General features: G+C 64.1%; 14 protein-coding genes. 1 reads left to right on the top strand and 13 read right to left on the bottom strand.

Annotated features, from left to right (window positions below; genetic code table 11):
* Positions 1 to 101: 101 nt before the first annotated feature.
* The 4 genes from ACNUDN_RS08550 to ACNUDN_RS08535 all read right to left on the bottom strand — a co-directional run bounded on the left by ACNUDN_RS08550 (position 102) and on the right by ACNUDN_RS08535 (position 5,300).
* Positions 102 to 962 (bottom strand): SDR family NAD(P)-dependent oxidoreductase, encoded by an 861-nt coding sequence (locus tag ACNUDN_RS08550; protein ID WP_419125072.1) that lies wholly within the window; start codon positions 960 to 962, stop codon positions 102 to 104.
* A gap of 47 nt (positions 963 to 1,009) precedes the next feature.
* Positions 1,010 to 2,674, bottom strand: a complete 1,665-nt coding sequence (locus tag ACNUDN_RS08545) for a thiamine pyrophosphate-binding protein (RefSeq protein WP_419121540.1) — start codon at positions 2,672 to 2,674, stop codon at positions 1,010 to 1,012.
* Between the two features lie 64 nt (positions 2,675 to 2,738).
* Positions 2,739 to 4,202, bottom strand: a complete 1,464-nt coding sequence (locus ACNUDN_RS08540; protein ID WP_419121539.1) for a flavin-containing monooxygenase — start codon at positions 4,200 to 4,202, stop codon at positions 2,739 to 2,741.
* 147 nt (positions 4,203 to 4,349) lie between these two features.
* On the bottom strand, positions 4,350 to 5,300 hold the full coding sequence (locus ACNUDN_RS08535) for a metal-dependent hydrolase (RefSeq protein ID WP_431959683.1): 951 nt from the start codon (positions 5,298 to 5,300) through the stop codon (positions 4,350 to 4,352).
* Between the two features lie 208 nt (positions 5,301 to 5,508).
* On the opposite strand from ACNUDN_RS08535, the gene ACNUDN_RS08530 reads away from it, so the two are divergent.
* Positions 5,509 to 6,219, top strand: a complete 711-nt coding sequence (locus ACNUDN_RS08530; RefSeq protein WP_419121538.1) for a TetR/AcrR family transcriptional regulator — start codon at positions 5,509 to 5,511, stop codon at positions 6,217 to 6,219.
* Between the two features lie 21 nt (positions 6,220 to 6,240).
* On the opposite strand, the gene acs is transcribed toward ACNUDN_RS08530, so the two are convergent.
* From acs to ACNUDN_RS08485, 9 genes are all read right to left on the bottom strand, one after another.
* Entirely contained in the window at positions 6,241 to 8,223 is a 1,983-nt protein-coding gene (gene acs / locus ACNUDN_RS08525; protein ID WP_419121537.1) for an acetate--CoA ligase, read from the bottom strand.
* Between the two features lie 50 nt (positions 8,224 to 8,273).
* Positions 8,274 to 9,299: an alcohol dehydrogenase catalytic domain-containing protein gene (locus ACNUDN_RS08520; RefSeq protein ID WP_419121536.1), complete on the bottom strand. Its 1,026-nt coding sequence runs from the start codon at positions 9,297 to 9,299 to the stop codon at positions 8,274 to 8,276.
* Between the two features lie 80 nt (positions 9,300 to 9,379).
* Positions 9,380 to 10,507 carry an NDMA-dependent alcohol dehydrogenase gene (locus ACNUDN_RS08515; protein ID WP_419121535.1) on the bottom strand — a complete coding sequence of 376 codons (1,128 nt, stop codon included), beginning with the start codon at positions 10,505 to 10,507 and terminating at the stop codon, positions 9,380 to 9,382.
* A gap of 97 nt (positions 10,508 to 10,604) precedes the next feature.
* Positions 10,605 to 12,416, bottom strand: coding sequence for a DUF3556 domain-containing protein (locus ACNUDN_RS08510; protein WP_419121534.1), 1,812 nt, complete (start codon positions 12,414 to 12,416; stop codon positions 10,605 to 10,607).
* 44 nt (positions 12,417 to 12,460) lie between these two features.
* Positions 12,461 to 13,252 carry an enoyl-CoA hydratase gene (locus ACNUDN_RS08505; protein ID WP_419121533.1) on the bottom strand — a complete coding sequence of 264 codons (792 nt, stop codon included), beginning with the start codon at positions 13,250 to 13,252 and terminating at the stop codon, positions 12,461 to 12,463.
* Positions 13,249 to 14,394 (bottom strand): acyl-CoA dehydrogenase family protein, encoded by a 1,146-nt coding sequence (locus ACNUDN_RS08500; protein WP_419121532.1) that lies wholly within the window; start codon positions 14,392 to 14,394, stop codon positions 13,249 to 13,251. Before ACNUDN_RS08500 ends, ACNUDN_RS08505 begins: the two co-directional genes overlap by 4 nt.
* Entirely contained in the window at positions 14,378 to 16,240 is a 1,863-nt protein-coding gene (locus tag ACNUDN_RS08495; protein ID WP_419121531.1) for an acyclic terpene utilization AtuA family protein, read from the bottom strand. The genes ACNUDN_RS08500 and ACNUDN_RS08495 overlap by 17 nt, the downstream gene beginning before the upstream one ends.
* A complete protein-coding gene (locus ACNUDN_RS08490) occupies positions 16,237 to 18,204 on the bottom strand; it encodes an acetyl/propionyl/methylcrotonyl-CoA carboxylase subunit alpha (protein WP_419121530.1) in 1,968 nt (655 codons plus the stop codon). Before ACNUDN_RS08490 ends, ACNUDN_RS08495 begins: the two co-directional genes overlap by 4 nt.
* On the bottom strand, positions 18,201 to 19,046 hold the full coding sequence (locus ACNUDN_RS08485) for an enoyl-CoA hydratase/isomerase family protein (RefSeq protein WP_419121529.1): 846 nt from the start codon (positions 19,044 to 19,046) through the stop codon (positions 18,201 to 18,203). The genes ACNUDN_RS08490 and ACNUDN_RS08485 overlap by 4 nt, the downstream gene beginning before the upstream one ends.
* Between the last annotated feature and the right edge of the window lie 5 nt (positions 19,047 to 19,051).

Raw genomic sequence — 19,051 nt, 5'->3', positions numbered from 1 at the left:
GGGCAACCACTCTCATTCGCGGGAATCACGACGGTGACGCCGCAAAACCGTGACGCGAGTATCGGTGATCGTCGTGCCGGCAGGTCGACAAACCCGACGCCTCAGGGTTGCTGTGGCCTGGTGGACCGTGCGACGGCTTCGACGAATCGCAGGGAAAGTCCAGGCGAGAACCGCTCCAGGTACCACGACGGTTTCCATGACGCCGGCATGACGGCGATCGCATCGCGGCGGACGACGGCACGAAGCGCGCGCTCAGCCAAGGGCTCGGGTGCCATCGGACGGAAACCTTTGGGCAGGCCGAAGAATTCCTTGCCGCCCTTGCCGTTCGGTCGTCCGCGGCCGTAAGCGCCGCCCGTCAGAATCGGCGTCTTGATCACGCCGGGACACAGCGCTGTCACGGTGACCCCGTGCCGAGCAGCCTCGATCCGCAGAGCCTTCGAGAGCCCGACCACGGCGTGCTTACTGGCCGAGTAACTCGCCATACCGGGACTTGGGATCAGACCGGACATCGAAGCGGTGTTGACGATGTGCCCGTGGCCCTGCTTGATCATGACCGGGTAAGCAGCTTGGATGCCGTGCACCACCCCGAGCAGGTTCACGTCGAAGACGTCGGTCCAGTCGGCCAGGGTATAGGAGTCCACCTCGCCGCCGACGCCGATGCCGGCGTTGTTGAACAGGTAGTCGAGGTGCCCAGACTTCTTCACGACTTCGTCGACGACGCCCTGGAATGCCGCGGCGTCACGAACGTCCAATTCGACTGCGTGGGCGATGCCGCCCAGCCGACGCAGGCGACGGGCAAGTCGTTCGCCGGAGTCAAGCTGACGATCGGCGATCCACACCTCGGCGCCGGCATCAGCCAGTCGAGCGACAAGCGCAGCCCCGATACCGGAGGCCCCGCCGGTGACGAGGGCGACCTTTCCACGTACCGCGGAAGCGATGGGATCAATCCGCTGAGAGCGCATCGTGAACGTCCTTCGTAATCCCTCGGGTTGCGTGCCCGGGGTCTCGGTCATCGAGCGGCCTTTTCAGATCCGAGCTGGGTCAGAAGTCCACCGCCAGCCTGCGCATCGGGGTCCACACAGACGTTCACCAGTGCGGGCTTGCCCGAGTCGACGGCACGCTGCAAGGCCGGTGCGATGTCCTCCGGTCGTTCGACGAATTCGCCGTGGCCTCCGAAGCCTGCCACCATCAGGTCATAACGTTGGTAGCCGAGCTCGCGTCCCGTACCCGCAGCGGCAGGGCGTGCAGTGAATCCTGCGTTGTTGAACACAACACCGACCATAGGCAGCTCGTGCCGGATCAGGGTGTCGTATTCCATCCCGTGCCAACCGACTCCACCATCGCCCATGAGGACGAAGACGGGACGGTCCGGGCGTGCGACCTTGGCGCCGAGGGCGAACGGCACCCCCACACCCATGCAGCCGTTCGGTCCGCTCGTCATGTAGTTGGCCTCAGACAAGCTCGGAATCCACCGACGGGCGAACTCCAACGTCTCGTGTCCGTCGACGATGAACACCGCATCGCGGGGGAGGCAGCGGCGAACCTCCTCACACAGGCGCAACGGAGCGATGGGGATGGCGTCACTGAGGGTCTCACGATCGGGTTCTTTGGCCAGATCCTTCATCACCAGGTCGTCGGCCCAGGACCGGGCCGCGTCGCTGATGCCGCCGGCGACGGCGAGGCGCTCGGCGAGCTGATCGAGAAAAACCCCGGCATCGGCAACCACGCCGACCTCGGGAACGCGACCACGGCCGATTTCATCGGCATCGATGTTGGCCACGACGAACCGTGTGTCGGCGGCGAAGCGGGGCGGACGCAGGTGACCGTTGAGCCAGTTCGCCCTCGTACCAACGGAAACGACGACATCCGCGTCGCGCTGTGCGCGGTTACGCGACGCGACCAGGCTCAGAGGGTGGTCCTCAGGGACGATGCCGCGTGTCTGGGGGGTGGTCACCAGGGGGATGCCGGTGGCGTCCACGAACTTCGCCAGCTGTGCGGCCGCGTCGGCCCAGACGATGCCACTGCCGGTCAACAGCAGGGGCCGCTCGGAGGCACGAATCAGCGCGACCGCTGCATCGAGCTCGGCCTCGGGAGCCGCGGCGCGGGCGGGGGGCGCTGCCGGTGCCGGCCAGTCGATCAAGGCCGGGTCGACCTCTTCGAAGAGCACGTCGTTGGGAATCTCGACGTACACGGGTCCCTTGCGGCCGCTGTTGGCTTCCTTCAATGCGATCGCCAAGACCTCGGGGATCCGTCGGGCGAGCTCGATTCGGTGCACGTTCTTGCAGGCCGGGCGGAACATCGACATCTGGTCCTGTTCCTGGTACGCCTCCAACCCCCAGTCACCGCGGCTGGGCCCACCACCGATCAGAACCACCGGAGCTGCATCGAGCAGGGCGTTCGTGAGACCCGTCAGCGCGTTCGTGGTGCCTGGTCCCAAAGGTGTGCAGCACACGCCCGGCCGCTTGGTCAGCCGGCTGTAAGCGTGGGCGGCCATGGCCGCGCCTTCCTCGTGACGCACGTAATAGGTCGAGATGCCGGCCTCGATACACGATCGCACCGGAGGTGAGTGCGGCCCACCGATACCCATCATGAAGAACAGGTCGGTCACACCCTGATCAGTCAGCGCCCGACCAACCAGGTCCGAGCCCCGCACTGTTGCATTGTCATCGGCCATGTGTCTTCCTTTGGTTTGTCGGGAGGGAAATGGTGGGGGGCGGTGTCGGGCCTCGCCGGATGAATCAGGCTGGGGCCTGGCGGACGTCGAAGTCGCCGACCACTGGATCACGCAGCAGTTCGGTATGGCGTTCGGGTTCCCACGGAAAGAGCTCCGGAAGTCCGTCCTTGCCGAGATACCAGCTGTTGCACCCACCGACCCAACTGGTCTTGGGCAACGCGGCTTTGACAAGCTCGTTGTAGTGCGCAGTCGCTTCCTCGGTGGGCACGGTGCTGGCCAATCGTCCGTCTCGGATGTGTTTGATCCACCACAGCGCGTAGTTGGCCTGATCCTCGGCCGCCGGGATGAGCGACTGGTTTCCCAACGGCGAGTGCGGACCCAGCATCATGAACATGTTCGGGAATCCGGGAACCGCGACCGACCGATAGGCCCGCGCCCCGTCTGACCACACGTCGGCCAGGCTGTCGCCGTTCTCCCCGAAGACCTGCATCGGTTGGTGATAGGCACGCGCGTCGAAGCCAGTTGCATACACCAGCACGTCGAGCTCGTGCAGGCGTCCGTCGGCGGTCACGACACCGCGGGGTTCAATGCGATCGATCCGCTCGGTCACCACCTCGACGCCACGCTGCTGGATCGCGGTGTAGTAGCGGGGGCCGAGGATCAGCCGTTTGCACAGCGGCTCGTCCTTGGGAGTCAGCTTCGTACGCAGATCTCGGTCGCGCACCGACAGTTTCAGATTCCAGCGGCAGAGAGCACTGATCACGTGGCGTTGCACAGACGGGCGGATCGGCGCACGCCCCGGACCGCGCCGCACGGCGAGTCCCCAGAACCGATACCCCGGACGGGCCAGCGTCGGCCAGCGTCTGAGAGCGGCCTTGGTCCAGGGCCCGTAATGCGGATTTGAGCCCGGAAACACCCATTGCGGGGAACGCTGGAACACCTTCAGTTGGCGGACCTTGCCGCCGAGCGCCGAAACGATCTGCACGCCGGTGGAGCCCGTTCCGATCAGCCCGATCCTCTTGTCGGCGAGGGTCACCGAGTGATCCCAGCGCGACGAGTGAAACGCCGGACCGGCGAAGGTGTCGATGCCGGGGATGTCGGGCAGCCGGGGCACTCGCAGCACGCCGGTCGCCAGCACCAATACGTCGAACGGCTCGTCCCCCGCCGCGGTCGTGATCCACCATTGACCATCGCGATGGCGGGCTGCTTCGACCGGCGTGGCGAGTCGAATCCGCTTGCGCAGCCCGTACTGACTGGTGACGCGTACCAGATAGTCCTGGATCTCGGCGGCCGGCGGGAGCACCCGAGAGTATTCCGGGTTCGGCGCGAACGAGTAGGAGTAGTAGCGAGACGGCATATCGCAGTGCAGGCCCGGGTACGTATTGTCGCGCCAGGTGCCGCCCACTTCGGACGACTGCTCGAAGATGACGAAAGAGCGGATGCCGGCGTCCTGGAGTTTGACGCCCATACAGATGCCCGACATGCCGGCGCCGATGATGGCTACCCGTGGCGAGTTCGCGGTGGACACAGTGGATCTCCTTTAGATCGTCGCCGACGCTCAGACGATGCAATTCATGCGAAATCAACGCATGCGCCGCCACGACGCCGCCGGGCAACATCGTGGCTACAGCCCATCGCTTTCAGCTAAGCCTTGGTGTGCTGTCGGTGTGCGGGGTCACGCGGCGCCGTAGTAGTGGGCCATGTCCTTACCCGCGGCGTAATCGAGCATCCAGGTGTGATACCACTGCGGCACCGGGAAATCCTTGGGATGACGGCCCGGCATCTGCGAGAGCACCACCCCCACCAACATCTTCACCAACCGCAACGTCGACACCCCCGCCAACAACTGCGGCTCCCTGGGCGCAAACAACCTGCGCAGCAACGGAACCCGATAAATCACCTCGTTCGGCGAAACCACCCGACGGAACCCCTGCGCATCGATTCCGATCTCCGCGGCCGGCACATGATCGGCAAACCCATCAACGACGATGTCAAGCACCTCCCCCAGATGCCGCCACGTCCGCCTCACCGTGGACAACCGATACCGCCGACTACCCACCACCCCCTCATAGATGATGTCGGCCGAACTGCGATGCTCGATCTCCTCGATGTAATGCCACAGAAACAACGACGCCACCCGCGCATCACCGCTGTACAACACATCACGGCGCTCGATGAAAAAACTGAAAATCGGCGGGAACGACGCCTCGATATTGGCCACATACGCCAAGTGAAACTTCAAATCCTCCGCCGCATACAACCGCTCATAAGACTCGATCACCCGATCCAACACACCCGACAACCCCGGATAACTCGCACTGAGCGCCTTCACATGACGACGATGCGCCGCCGAATGCTGCGACTCCTGAGCCAAGAACACCTCAGCCTCAGCCCGCAACTCCGGATCCGCAATACCGTTCTTCAGCGCCTCTTTGACCGCCAACACGATGTAACGCTCAAACCCCACCGCAATAAACGAGATCGCATTGGCCATCACCCCCGCCGCCGGATTACCCGGATGCCACTGAAACGGCACCGACTCATCAATATCAAAACTCATCTTCCGGAACTTCACATCCGACACACCCACCACGCCCTTTCCACACCACCGGCAGAACGCAGCCATGGCCACCCTGCCAAGTCCCAAACCCCGACCACCGCCGAGGACAATGAAACGGATCCTAAAGACGAGTGGACACCCATGTCAACGCTGTCCAGCCACCACAACAGCCCCGACACGCCCCGAAGGTCGGTTTGACAGCGCCGAAAGGCGCAAACACAATCGCAAATATGCACAGTCGGCACTTTCCTCAGACTCGGTCGCGATAGCCACGATGCGAACTCATGGCTGGGGTGGTTCGACTCCATCAACGGACGAAGAGGCGATCGAGCGGATACTCGACGCGGCCGACCAGGTGATCGAAGACGAGGAGGGGGACTTCCACGTCGCAAAGGTGGCTCGCGCGCTGGGCATCTCCCGGCAGACCGTCTACAACTATTTCCCCGGCACCGGCGCGCTGCTCGAAGCGGTGGCCGTCAGGTCTGCGGTCCGATTCTCCGACCGGGTCGCCGAGCATATGGCCGGGATGACGGACCCGGTGGAGACCATGCTGGAAGCTCTGGCCTACACCTTGGACTCGCTGGCCGAAGAGAAGGAACGAGGTATCCGGCTGTTCTTCACGTACGACCTCTCACGGGCCACGAAGCGGATCACCTCCCAGGAGTCTTACCAGTTCTACCGAGACATGCTGCAGCGGTTCGACGTGGACTGGTCGGCGGTGGGAATGGGCGACGTCGAGCTGGAGGAAGTCGGCGAATACCTGCTGCGGATCATCGAGCTTTACATGGTCAACCCGGGTGAGGTCAGGACCGGGGACGTGCTGCGGGCTTACCTGCGACGCTGGGTCGCACCCGTACTCCGCTCTGAGGTCGAAACGCACAGCCGTACGAAGGCGACGGCGGAGTCGCCGGCTCCCCAGCGGAGCCGGCGACGCGCGACCTCGGCCGCCAACAGTGCACCCCTGACCAAGACCTCATCGCGGTAGCCCACCGGCCGCATCATCGGTTCAGGCAGGGGATCCTGCACCAGTGGAATCTTCGGACCGGATCGCCTCGAACACACCCGGGTCGACCAGCGTCGACGTATCGCCGAGCTCCCGCTTCTCGACCACGTCTCGCAACAGCCGCCGCATGATCTTGCCGCTGCGCGTCTTCGGTAGCTCCGGTACCACATGAATCTCGCGCGGTTTGGCGATGGGTGAGATCTCACGTGCCACTTCGGCGCGAAGTTCGTCGACCATCTGGTCCCGGGGGTAATCGACCGCACTGGACTCCAGGATGACGAACGCGCAGATGGCCTGTCCTGTCTGCTCGTCGGAGGCGCCGACCACCGCGGCCTCGGCAACGTGGGAGTGGCCCACCAGTGCCGATTCGACCTCCGCAGTCGAGATTCGGTGTCCCGACACGTTCATCACATCGTCGATACGCCCCAACACCCAGATGTTTCCGTCGGAGTCATAGCGAGCGCCGTCTCCCGCGAAATACCAGCCCTCCTCGGCGAACCGCGACCAGTATGTCTCTTCGAACCGTTCCGGATCCTTCCAGATACCGCGGGGCATGGAAGGCCAGGGTTGGTCGAGCACCAGATATCCGGTGGCCTGCTCCCCGTGGTCGGCGCCGGGAGGTAGCTGTTCTCCGCTGTCGTCGACGATCTTCGCCGAGATGCCGGGCAGCGGGGCCATCGCCGAGCCCGGCCGCGTCGCGGTGACTCCGGGTAGCGGGGAGATCATGATGGCCCCGGTCTCGGTCTGCCACCAGGTGTCGACGATGGGGGTCCTGTCCGCGCCGATGACTTTGCGATACCAGCGCCAGGCCTCCGGATTGATCGGTTCACCGACCGAACCCAACAGCCTCAGACTGGACAGGTCGTGCGCGTCCGGGATCGCCCGGCCCAGCTTCATGAAGCTCCGTATCAGCGTCGGAGCAGTGTAATAGATGGTGACGCCGTATTTTTCGATGATCTCGAAGTGGCGGTGCTCGGTTGGCGAGGTCGGTGTGCCCTCATAGACCACTTGTGTGACGCCGTTGGAGAGCGGACCGTAGACGAGGTAAGAGTGCCCCGTCACCCAGCCGATGTCGGCCGTACACCAGTAGACGTCCGTCTCGGGCTTGACGTCGAAAACGTTGAAGTGGGTATAGGACGTTTGGGTCAGGTATCCGCCGGTGGTGTGCACGATTCCCTTGGGCTTGCCGGTCGTGCCCGACGTGTACAGCACGAACAACGGATGCTCGGAATCGAATGACGATGGCGTGTGATCCTGCGACGCGTGCTGGACTGTCTCGTGCCACCAGAGGTCGCGACCGTCGGTCCAAGCGACGTCAACGCCGGTGCGGCGCACCACAAGAACGTGGTCGACGAAGTTGAGATCCGAGACTGCCTCGTCGACAGCACCTTTCAGCGATGCCGGCTTTCCGCGGCGGTACTGACCGTCGGCGGTGATGACCAGTTTGGCCTCGGCATCCTCGATCCGGGCGCGCAGCGCCGCAGAAGAGAACCCGGCGAACACCACACTGTGCACCACTCCGAGCCGCGCGCATGCCAGCATCGCCACGATCGCCTCGGGCAGCATGGGCATGTAGATCGCGACACGGTCGCCGGCGACGAGTCCGAGCTCGCTCAGGACGTTGGCCGCTTTGCAGACCTCAGCCTGCAGCTGTGAATAGGTCAGCGTCCGGCTGTCACCGACCGGCTCACCTTCCCAGTGGATGGCGACCCGGTCACCGACGCCGGCCTCCACATGCCGATCGACACAGTTGTAGGCGACGTTCAGCGCCCCACCGATGAACCACTTCGGGAAGGGACGCTGCGACCAATCCAGCACCTGGCCGAAGGGTGTGTCCCAGTGCAGGCGCTGGGCTTGCTCGGCCCAGAACGCCAAGCGGTCGGCCTCGGCACGCGCATACAGGTCGGCAGTGGCATTCGCCTGCTCGACGAACTCAGCCGGTGGCGTAATCGCTTCATGATGCTCGCGGGCGAGTGTGGTGTCCATAATGGGAGCGCTCTTTCCGGTAGTGACAACGTGTTCCGAACAAGCCGATGTCAAGGCTTCAGCACGACTTTGACCTCATCGCCGGATCGGGACTCGGCGATGGCGTAGCCTTGCGCCGCATCATCCAGAGGCAGAGTGGTCGTGAAGATGCCGTCCACGTCCAGCCGACCGGACTGCAGCAGCGGAATCAACTCCGGCCAGGTGCTCTGCACCGGTACCGTGGTCAACCGGAAAGTGACACTGCGCATGAGGCCGGCCAGTGCGGGGAACGGAAAAGGTTGCATGTCATGCGCGCCGATCACAGAAACCGTGCCCCCTGGGCGTACCACATTGAGGGCGTCGGTCATGGACGCATCCGTGGCGACCGCATCGATCACGGCGTCCACTCCGCACCCGCCGGTGGCATCGAGAATGGTCTGCGCGGCAGGTACCGCGATCGGCGTGCCACCCCACTGCGCAGCGCGCTGCAATCGGCCGTCGACCTGATCGACGGCGAACACGGTTGCGGCTCCTTGAGCGAACGCGCTACGCAGTGCGCACAGACCGACGGCGCCAAGTCCGAACACTGCGACGGTGCCGCCGAGCGGAAAGTCGGCGCGCCTGGCCCCTGCCCATCCGGTCGCAAGGTTGTCGGTGAGCAGCAGTGCCTGTTCGACGCTGATCCCGTCCGGCACCTTGCACAGTTGGAAGTCGGCCGCGGGTACCGCAAGCAGTTCAGCCTGCGCCCCTCCGAGGACCCCGCTACCGAAGACCTGAAAGCCCTGGTGGCACATCACCGGATCGCGGGTTGCACATCCAGGGCACGCACCGCACCCCGTCACCGACGACACCATGACATGGTCACCGACTTTGACGCTGTGTACGTCCGGTCCCGCGTCCACCACGACGCCGACTGCCTCATGGCCGAGCGCGACCGGCCCGGGCAGTGGGAAGTCCGCCTCGTAGAAGTGCAGGTCGGATCCGCAGATGCCGGCGGCGCTGACCTGGACGATCGCTGCGTCGGGTCCCGGCAACACCGGATCCGGACGATTGTCGACGCTGATGCTGCGTGGTGCATCCACGACTACGGTACGCATATCGGTGTGCTCACTTTCCTCGAACGATCTACTTGTCGGCGGCCCGCGTCACCACTGGTGACCCGTTTCTGCGAAATCTCTTAGCGGTCGGCGTCGGTGTATCGAATCACCCCGCGAATGTTCTTTCCTTCCAACAGATCCTGATAGCCTTCGTTGATCTGTTCGAGCCGGTACTGGCGGGTCAGCATGTCGTCCAGATTGAGCTTGCCGGCTTTGTACATGCTCAGTAGCTGCGGAATGTCATAGTGGGGGTTGCACCCTCCGAAGAGGGCACCTTGCACGTTCTTCTGCATCAGCGTGAGCAAGGCCAGGTTCAGCGAGACGTTCGTCTCGGCCATCGGGGCCATGGCGGTCAACACGCAGGTGCCGCCCTTGCTGGTCAGGAACATATAGGTGTCGAGGTCGGCGCCGTCCAGGTCACCGGTGGTGACGATCACCTTCTTCGCCATCAGCCCCCACGTCAGTTCCGCGATGCCTTCGAATGCGGACCCAGCGTCTGGATAGGCGTGTGTGGCGCCGAACTTCAGCGCCTGGTCCCGCTTCCACTCCACCGGATCGATCGCGAAGATGTAGCGAGCGCCGGCATTCACCGCCCCCTGCAGCGCCGCCGTGCCGACGCCGCCTACACCGATGATGGCAACATCGTCACCGGGCCTGACGTCGCCGACGCGGACAGCAGAGCCGTAGCCGGTGGTCACCCCACAACCGACCAGGCAGGCGAGCTCGAAGGGTATGTCGTTGTCGATCTTCACCACCGAGCTCTTGTGGACCACCATGTAGGGAGAGAATGTGCCCAGCGCCGAGATCGGGTAGACGTCATGGCCCTTCGCCTGGATACGGAAGGTGCCATCCGATATCGCCGGCCCGGCCATCAGCTTGGCGCCGAGATCGCACAAGTGGCGCAGCCCGGCCTGACATGACGGGCAGCTGCCGCAGGACGGGATGAAGGAAAGCACCACGTGATCACCGGGCGCGATACCCTCCACGCCAGGTCCCACCTCGGTGACGATGCCCGCACCTTCATGTCCTCCGAGGATCGGGACCCCGCCCATCGGCAGCTTGCCACTGGTCATGTGGAGGTCGGAGTGGCACATCCCCGACGCTTCCATCTGGATCTTGACCTCGTCCCTCTGCGTGTCGCCGATCTCGATCTCCTCGATGGTCCATGGCTCATTGAGCTCCCAGACCAATGCACCTTTTGTTTTCATCGGACCTCCATGTGTTAGCTGACTTCAGGTCGTGCGGGACGTGAGGCAGTCGCGCTGTTCCGCACCCGCGTTGAGTTGGGCATTACGGGAAATCGGCTTATCGAGATGTGTTGCCGTCGGCTACCGGTCCGGCTCCACCAGTCGATTCGGCGGCATGGCGAATTCGTTCGTAGCCGGCGCGGCGCCAGGTCACCTCGAACGGAACCGGGCCGTTCGGAATCCAGGGTTGTTCGGAGATCAGGTCATCGATGCGGACTCTGCCGCGTTCGATCACACCCACCGCCGCGTCGATCACCAGATACTCCTGGGACTGCCTGTGGATAGGTTGCGACTCGATGTAGGTGATGATCCACTCCCCCGGCTCGAAGTGACACCGCCGCTGCACCGCCTCGATCAACCGCGGGCCGTACAGGTGCCCGTCCCCGAAGTTCCAGCCGAGCAACACGCCGGCCATCTGGTCGCCGTCGAACATGCCGTAGGTGTCGATGTCGGGACCGAGCGTGCACAACAGCAGCGAATTGTGCGCCCGTCCGTGCGCATGGAGCGAGCGGAAACATGTAGAGATCCCGGCGGTGAAGTCTGCGTTGTCGCCCAATCCTGCCGCGACCAGCTGGCGGCGGATGGTCAGGGCGGGCTTGACGACGTGGTCGTCGATCTTGTGCTCGGCGCCCGGGGCGAACGCCCAGATGCTGGTGCACCAGTTCCCGGCGTATTGGCGCATCGCGGGAAGGAACGACACCAGATCGGGACGAAGATTGCCCAGGATCGGGAAGAACGTCAGACCCACCACACACAACACCAACAGCCAGGGATTCATATTCAGAACCCCGAAACCGTCCCCGGCAGGGAAGGTGAGGAACAAGAACGCGGTGATGTACATGAACAACGCGTTCCATTCCAACGGATTCGCCGCCGGAAAGGTCGCGATGATGGTCAGGTGGAAACCGATCATCAGCACCACCGCCGCCAGGGTCACCCACTTGTTGGTCGACAACAGCAGCACCAGCGGGGTGATGATCTCCACGAAAGTCCCCAGCACGTGCGCGATCATCGCCGCCGGCCGTGACGGCCGCAGATCCTCGGGATAAGAACGGAAGAAGATCGGCTTGATCCGCCGCGGCATCCACGGCGCATTGCACATCATCGGGGGGATGACGAACGCGAAGTTTTTCGTCAGCTTCGACACCCCGGCAGCCACCCACACCAACACGATCAACAGCTTGGCCGCCACCACCATGTCGACCGGCGGGAAGAAGGAAAAGAAGATCAACGCGGGCAGATACTGCTCACCACGCGCCGCCAGGAACGCCACCTTGTCCCGCAAGCCCAACAACACCAGCAACACCACCGCCGGCACCACACTCCACGGCCGCACCAAACCGTGCTCGACAGGCAGATCACCGGTCCCCTCCCCCGGCAACACCAGCGCCACAACCAGACTCACGATCAACACCAGATACAGCCCGACGTCGACGGCAGTCCGCTCATCGCCACGAGTCAACGGCACATGATCCGGCCACGGCGGCTGACGGATCGTGCGGCGCCGCGCGAAGTAGAGGTAGCCACCGACCCGCGGCTTGAGGTGTCCCGACAGCGGACCCCACGCCCCGCCGATACCCAAGACCTCCAGCAGCACCGTCCACAGGACGAGCTTCTGGTAGACGATGAACTCCGGCCACCACGACGCCAGGTCCAACGGATTCAGACCCGAGGTCAGCGTGGCCACGGCGACGCCTCCGACGACGTAGAGCGCCATGAGCTTCGCGAAGTAGACCACGATGACGACCTTGGGTAAGCCGTAACCCGACTCACCCCAGAACAACGTCCCGAGCTTGATCCGCTCCAGGTATGGACGAGCCAAGAAATCCTTCGTGTCAAAACTCGGCAACGTCGGCTGCGAGAACCCCATCGTGGCCTCCTTTCTGGTCAGATACTCGGGCGCGTGTGCGCGGTTCAGTCGGTGAATGTGGGCGAACGCTTCTGCAGCATCGCCGAGGCTCCTTCAAGGAAGTCGCGCGAACGCAGCAGATGCGACTGCCCGTCGACCTCCCGGTCCATTGCGGCGGACAGCAAATCGAGGGCAGCGGAGTTGATGGCACGCTTGGTCAACGCGAAGGCCTTCCGTGGACCGGAAACGAAATGATCCACTGCTTGCCGCACCGCGTCGTCGAGCTGTTCGCCCGGTACCGTCCGGTCGATCAAGCCCATGTCCGCGGCAGCTCTGGCCGGCAGCCGTTCGGCCCGCAAAGCCAGGCTCAGGGCCCGCGCCCGCCCGATCGACGCGGTCACCAGCAGTGACGCGCCGCCGTCCGGCATCAGACCGATCTTGGTGAAAGCCAACATGAAGTAGGCGTTCTCGCTCGCGATGACCAGGTCCGCGGCCAGGGCAATGGGCATGCCGACCCCGACGGCGGGTCCGGCAACCCGGGCCACCACCGGTATCCCTGCGCCGAGGATGGCGCTGACGATGCGGTTCGCGGCGCGCACACCCTCTTCGGGTTCATATCCGTTCGCGTTCGAAGCGGATGCCAGATCGGCGCCCGAGCTGAAGCAATCCCCGGTACCGGTCAGAACCAGGGCGCGCACGTCGTCACGGATTGCCTCGGTCTCGATGACGTCGCCGAGCTGGAGCATCGTGTCGTACGTCAGTGCGTTCATGCGGCGTGGACGATTGATGGTGATGGTGCTGACCGAATCGGCCCGGCCGACGACGATCTCGTCGCAGGAGCCGCCGCCCGTGGTCATCCGACGAACCCGTCCATCGAGGACAGAACCCTGAGCATCACTTCGTCGGCACCTCCGCCGATGCTCTGCAGCCGCATATCCCGGAGGAACCGGGCCGTCCAGGTTTCCTCGATGTAGCCGATTCCGCCGTGAACCTGCATGCACCAATCACTGACCTGGCGGGCCAACCGACCCGATTTGTACTTGGCGATCGTCGCCATCCGCGTGGGGACCTCACCGGCCATCATCGCCTCGACGATCGCGTGCGAGTACTGGCGCAGAAGGTCGACTTCCGCCGCGAGTTCGGCGTAGGTGTACTGCAGGTACTGGTTGGCAGCCAGCGGAGCTCCGAAGACAGAGCGTTGCTGAGCATAGGCTTTGGTGCGCTCGAGGGCTTCAGCGCAACCGACGTATGTATAGAAGACCGCCCAGGTGCGTTCGATGACGAACTGCACCATCTGCTGTTGGAAGCCGCGTCCGACCTCACCCACGGTGTTACGCACCGGCACCCGGACCTCGTCGAAGCTCAGCAAGCCGGTGTCGGAGGCACGCATACCGAGCTTGTCCAGCTTCTTGGCCACGCTGAACCCAGGGGTATCGGTGGGAACGATGATCTGGCTCATTCCGCGGTGGCCGCCCTCGTCGGATGTCCTAACCAACGTGCAGATCCAGTCGGCCTGAAGCGAATTGGTGATGTACATCTTGGAGCCGTTGATCACCCAGTCGTCGCCGTCGCGACGTGCCCGGGTGCGGATGCCCGCCACGTCGGATCCCGCGTCCGGTTCGGTGACCCCGATGGCGGCGACCATCTCGCCCCGCATGGCCGGGGCCAGGTATTCCGATTTCAACTCGTCGCTTCCGTGTTCGTGCAACGAGGGTGTCGCCATGGCGACCTGTACGCCGAGAGCCATACCGAATGCCCCCAGGGAGCAGTGGCCCATCTCCTCGGACAGGACCATGGTGAATGACGGGTCAGCGCCTTGACCGCCGTATGCCGGATCGTATTCGAGGCCGAGCATGCCGAGATCTGCCATCTCTTTGAAGATCTGGTGCAGGGGCATCATCCCTGCCTGCTCCCATTCGTCGGCATGGGGATTGATCCGCTCATCGACGAATCGCCGTACGCTGGCTCGGAACGCGTCGTGCTCAGGCGTCAACTGCATTGGGGGTCCTTTCGCTGTGGGCAGCATCAACCTCGGGGATCCGTGCGAGCGCCGGATGGTGCAGCAGCGACTCCGGAACCCATACCGGTAACTCCAGCAGCTGCTGGGCAGCCGCCTTGCCCTGTGGATCGATGCGGAGGGATGTCGTGCCGCCTCCACCCAGCGCTTGGTGCAGGACGAAATTCAGGGAGTGACTGCCGGGAAGAAGAAATCGCTCGACACGACGTGCGTCGTAGTGTCCGAGAAACTCGGCAACGCGCCGAACCGTGACCTGAGCGTGAAGTATCGGCTCGAAGTCCGGATCGCGGGCGGCTACACCGATGTTGACGTTGTCGCCTTTGTCACCGCTGCGTCCGAAAGCGATCGCGAGCAGCGGTAGCTCGATACCCTCGCGCGCATTCTCGTCGGCGACGTCGACGTCAGTTCCGTGTGAGCTTGACCGCGCTTCACACAGCACCACCGGGACGTCACCCCACGCCGAGTGGTCGCACACTTGGCCGTCGACCTCGACCTCCGCGGTGATCAGTTCGCGCGGAATCAGGAACGATTCCAGTCTCAAGACCGGTGACGCTTTGGGCAGACCGCCACCCATGCCCCCGATCCCGCACGGACCACCGAGGCCGATCGAGGGGAATTCCCGAATGAAGGCGGTGAGCGCGTTCGCGTCGTCGTGGTGCAAGGCAATGCGCACCATGACTTCGCGGGCTGCGGAGACTCGGGCGTTGGGGCCGTAGGTGTCTTCGGCCCCGATGATCTCGATCAGCGTGTTGCGGAATGCCGGGAAACCCCGGTCGGCAAACATCTTCTCGGACCGAGCAAGCAGGTCCCGCGCGGCGCGGCGTCCGCGCCTGTCTGCGTCGCGACCGCCGAGGAAGAACTGCACCTGGGCGCGGTAACCGTCAGGCACCTGTGCGCAAGCTTTCAAAGTCGGAGTCGGTGCCAGACCCCGCGCACCCTGTACCGATACCCGGTTGGGGCCAACCTGCTCGACGTGCACTTCTGTCCAGTCACACACCACGTCCGGCAGGAGATAGGCCGCTGGATCACCGATCTCGTACAGCATCTGCTCGATCACGGTGCGCCGATCGACCAGCGCGTCGGTACCCGCAGGGGCGGTGATCTCGAAGCTGCCGTCATCGCCGACCATGACGATCGGGAATCCGCTGTTGGCCCAACTGGGCGTGTCCTCCCAGTCGGTGAGCAACCCACCGGTGGACTGCGGCCCACATTCGATCAAGTGGCCGGCCAGACTTCCACCGGATAGTTCGTCGAAATCCTCTGGTTGCCAACCGTACTCGTAGATCAGTGGACCGAGCGCCAATGCGCTGTCAGCGCATCGGCCGGTGACGACCACATCGGCCCCTGCGCTCAGCGCTGCGGCGATGGGCCGCGCGCCGAGGTAGGCGTTCATGCTGACCGGGCGATCCGGAATCGGTGTGCCGCGTGTCATCTCACGGATGTCAAGATCGCTCAGCCGCTTCTTCTGCGGGATCAGGTCGTCACCAATGACGGACGCGACGCGGACGTCGACGCCCGTCGCCGCGGCGATCGCACGTAACCGCTCGGCTGCTGCTCGGGGGTTGATGCCACCGGCGTTGGTGATCACCTTGACGCCGGAATCTCGCATCTGGCGGAGGTTGGTTCCTATGGTCGTGACAAGATCGTGGGCGTAACCGTGTGCAGCGTCCTTCATCCGGGCTTTGGTGAGGATGGCCATCGTGATCTCGGCCAATCCCTCATAGATCAGGTAATCGCACCGTCCATCGGCCAGCAGTTGCGGGGTGGACAGGTACGAATCACCCCACATCCCTGAGGCGCCACCGATGTTGACGGTTATCTCGCTCATTCCACGTCCTCGGTGGTCGCCGGATCGATTCGAACCACGATGTCGTGCAACGCCACCTGAACTCCGGCGTCGACGATCTCGGTCACTGTCCCGGAAACATCGGCAACCAGTGGCTGCTCCATCTTCATTGCTTCGAGAACCAGCAACCGCTGACCAGCCACCACCTCGGCGCCCACGTCGACCAATCGGGCTGTGACGGTTCCATGCATCGGCGCGGCGATGGCGCCGGTACCGGAACTCTGCGCGCTCTCCGGCGGGGCGAAGAGCACGTCCCGGACGTCGAGATCGAGGTGGGCGAGACGGACCAGGATACGATCCGCTCCGTCAAACCAGTAGTCAGGCGAGACGTTCGCACCGTCGATGGACAGTCCGTCCGCAGCGTCGCCGACAACCGCAACATGCGTGGTGCCGTCGACTTCGATGTGCAATTCATCTCGCATTTGAGTGACGTGGACATCCACCAGCCGATCCCTGAACGAAAGGCGCTGCGTGGCGCGAAGGCTGCCGGTGGTGGACCACCCCGACAAACCGGGAGATCGTTGGCTCGCGGCAACCCCGCGCTCACGATGTAGCAGTGCCGAGGCCAGAGCGAGTTCGCTCGATGACGGTTCTGGATCAGCAGCCAGGTCCGCTTCATCGAGAAGCGCAGTTGTGACGTCCCCGTGGGCGAACTCGCCGTGCCGCAGGATCCGCGACAGAAAACTGCGGTTGGTGGCGAGCCCGAGAACCGTTGTGCGTTCGAGCGCATTGATCAGGCGGCGACGGGCCTCGTCACGGTCGTGTCCGTAGGCGATGATCTTCGCCAGCATCGGGTCGTAATGTGGGGTGACACAGGCACCGGTGTCGATTCCGGCATCGACCCGGACACCGTCTCCACCGGGTGGCACCCATCGTTCGACGCGGCCGGTGACCGGCAGATAGCCGTTACCTGGATCCTCGGCGTAGAGGCGGGCTTCGATGGCGTGCCCGGCCAGCTGTACATCTTCCTGTTCGACCGTTAGCGGCTCGCCGGCTGCGATCCGCAGCTGCCAGGCCACCAGGTCCAGGCCGGTGACCAGTTCGGTGACCGGGTGCTCGACCTGCAAGCGGGTGTTCATCTCCAGGAACGCGAAGGTCCCGTCGGTGTCGAGGAGAAATTCCACGGTGCCGGCACCGACATAATCGACGGTTTTGGCTGCCGTCACCGCAGCTTCACTCATCGCGCGACGAATCTGATCGTTGATGACCGGACATGGCGACTCCTCGATCACCTTTTGGTGTCGGCGCTGCACCGAGCAGTCGCGCTCTCCGAGGGCAATCGCGTGGCCATGTGTATCGGCCATGATCTGGATCTCGACATGCCGAGGGCGCAGTAACGCCCGCTCCAGTATCAGCGTGTCGGAACCGAACGCAGACAATGCTTCTCGCCGTGCTGCGGCCAATGAATCGGGCAGTGCGGCAGGATCACGGACCAGCCGCATGCCTTTACCGCCGCCGCCGGCAGCCGCCTTGACCATCAACGGGAAGCCGATGACAGACGCCTCGGCCAGCAGCCGCTCGTCATCCTGCTCGACGCCTTGGTACCCCGCCAGCAGCGGTACTCCGGCGTCTGCCATCAACCGCTTGGCCGCCGCCTTGTCCCCCATGGCGCGGATGGTTTCCGGGGAGGGCCCGATGAACACAAGTCCCGCGTCCAGGCACGCCTGAGCGAACTCGGCGTTCTCCGAGAGAAACCCGTAGCCGGGATGCACCGCCGTGGCACCGGAACGCTGCGCCGCGCCGATCAACCGGTCGACGTCCAGGTACGACTCGCGCGCCGGCGCGCCGCCGATGCGCACTGCTTGGTCGGCCGCCCGCACATGCGGGGCTTGCGCGTCGGCGTCCGAATACACCGCGACGGTGCGGTAACCCAAAGCTGCCGCGCTCCGCATCACCCGCACTGCGATCTCACCTCGGTTGGCGACCAGGACACTGCTGAAGTTCATGCGTCACCTTCCACGCCGCCGTCGGCACGCACCGAAGCCGAATTCGTCCACGCCGGTTTGGTCCGATGCAGAAACGCGTCGACCCCTTCCTTGGCCTCCGCCCCGAGCATGGCTTCGGCGAACCGCTCGGCGGAGTGGTCCAATAGTTCACCGGGCCTCAACCGGGTTGAGGCGTTCACCAACTCCTTGGTCATCGCGTTCGCGCCCGGCGCACACCTGCGCACACCGCTTATCGCCTTGGCGACAGCAGCGTCGAGAGCCTTGGCGTCAGCGACGACCTCATCGACCAACCCCACCTCGGCGGCGCTTTCTGCGTCCAATCTCGAGGCAGTCAGCATCAGCCGCCGCGCGGCGTGTCGGCCGGTACGAGCGACGACGAACGGAGCGATTTGTGCCGGCGGCAGCCCGAGGGTTGTCTCAGTCAGAGAGAACTTGCTGTCGGCGGTCGCGATCACGAGGTCGGCCACCGCAGCCAACCCGACGCCGCCTCCCATCGCAGCGCCGTCCACACCGGCGACTACGAGCAGCGGCAGGTTGTCGATGAGCTCGAGCAATGTGCCGTAACGGCGATTGGATGCTGCGATGGCCGCAGGATCACCACCGTCCTGGAACACCTGCCGGAAACCCTTGATGTCTCCACCCGCGCAGAACACCCCACCGGCGCCTCGCAGAATCAGCGCACGGAAACGTCCGCGATCAGCCTCGACGTGCGCACATACCTTCGTAATGCCCTCGACGACAGCCTCTGACAACGCATTTCGGTTCTCCGGCCGGTTCAGCGTCATATGCAGGACGCCGCCTTCATCAGTCACCGACAGGTCGACCAACTCGGCTTCAGTCATTCCCA

It is taken from the genome of Mycobacterium sp. smrl_JER01 (assembly GCF_048513595.2).
GTDB lineage: Bacteria > Actinomycetota > Actinomycetes > Mycobacteriales > Mycobacteriaceae > Mycobacterium.
The sequence above is the reverse complement of the archived record's forward strand: the minus strand, read 5'-3'. Positions and strand labels throughout refer to the sequence as shown.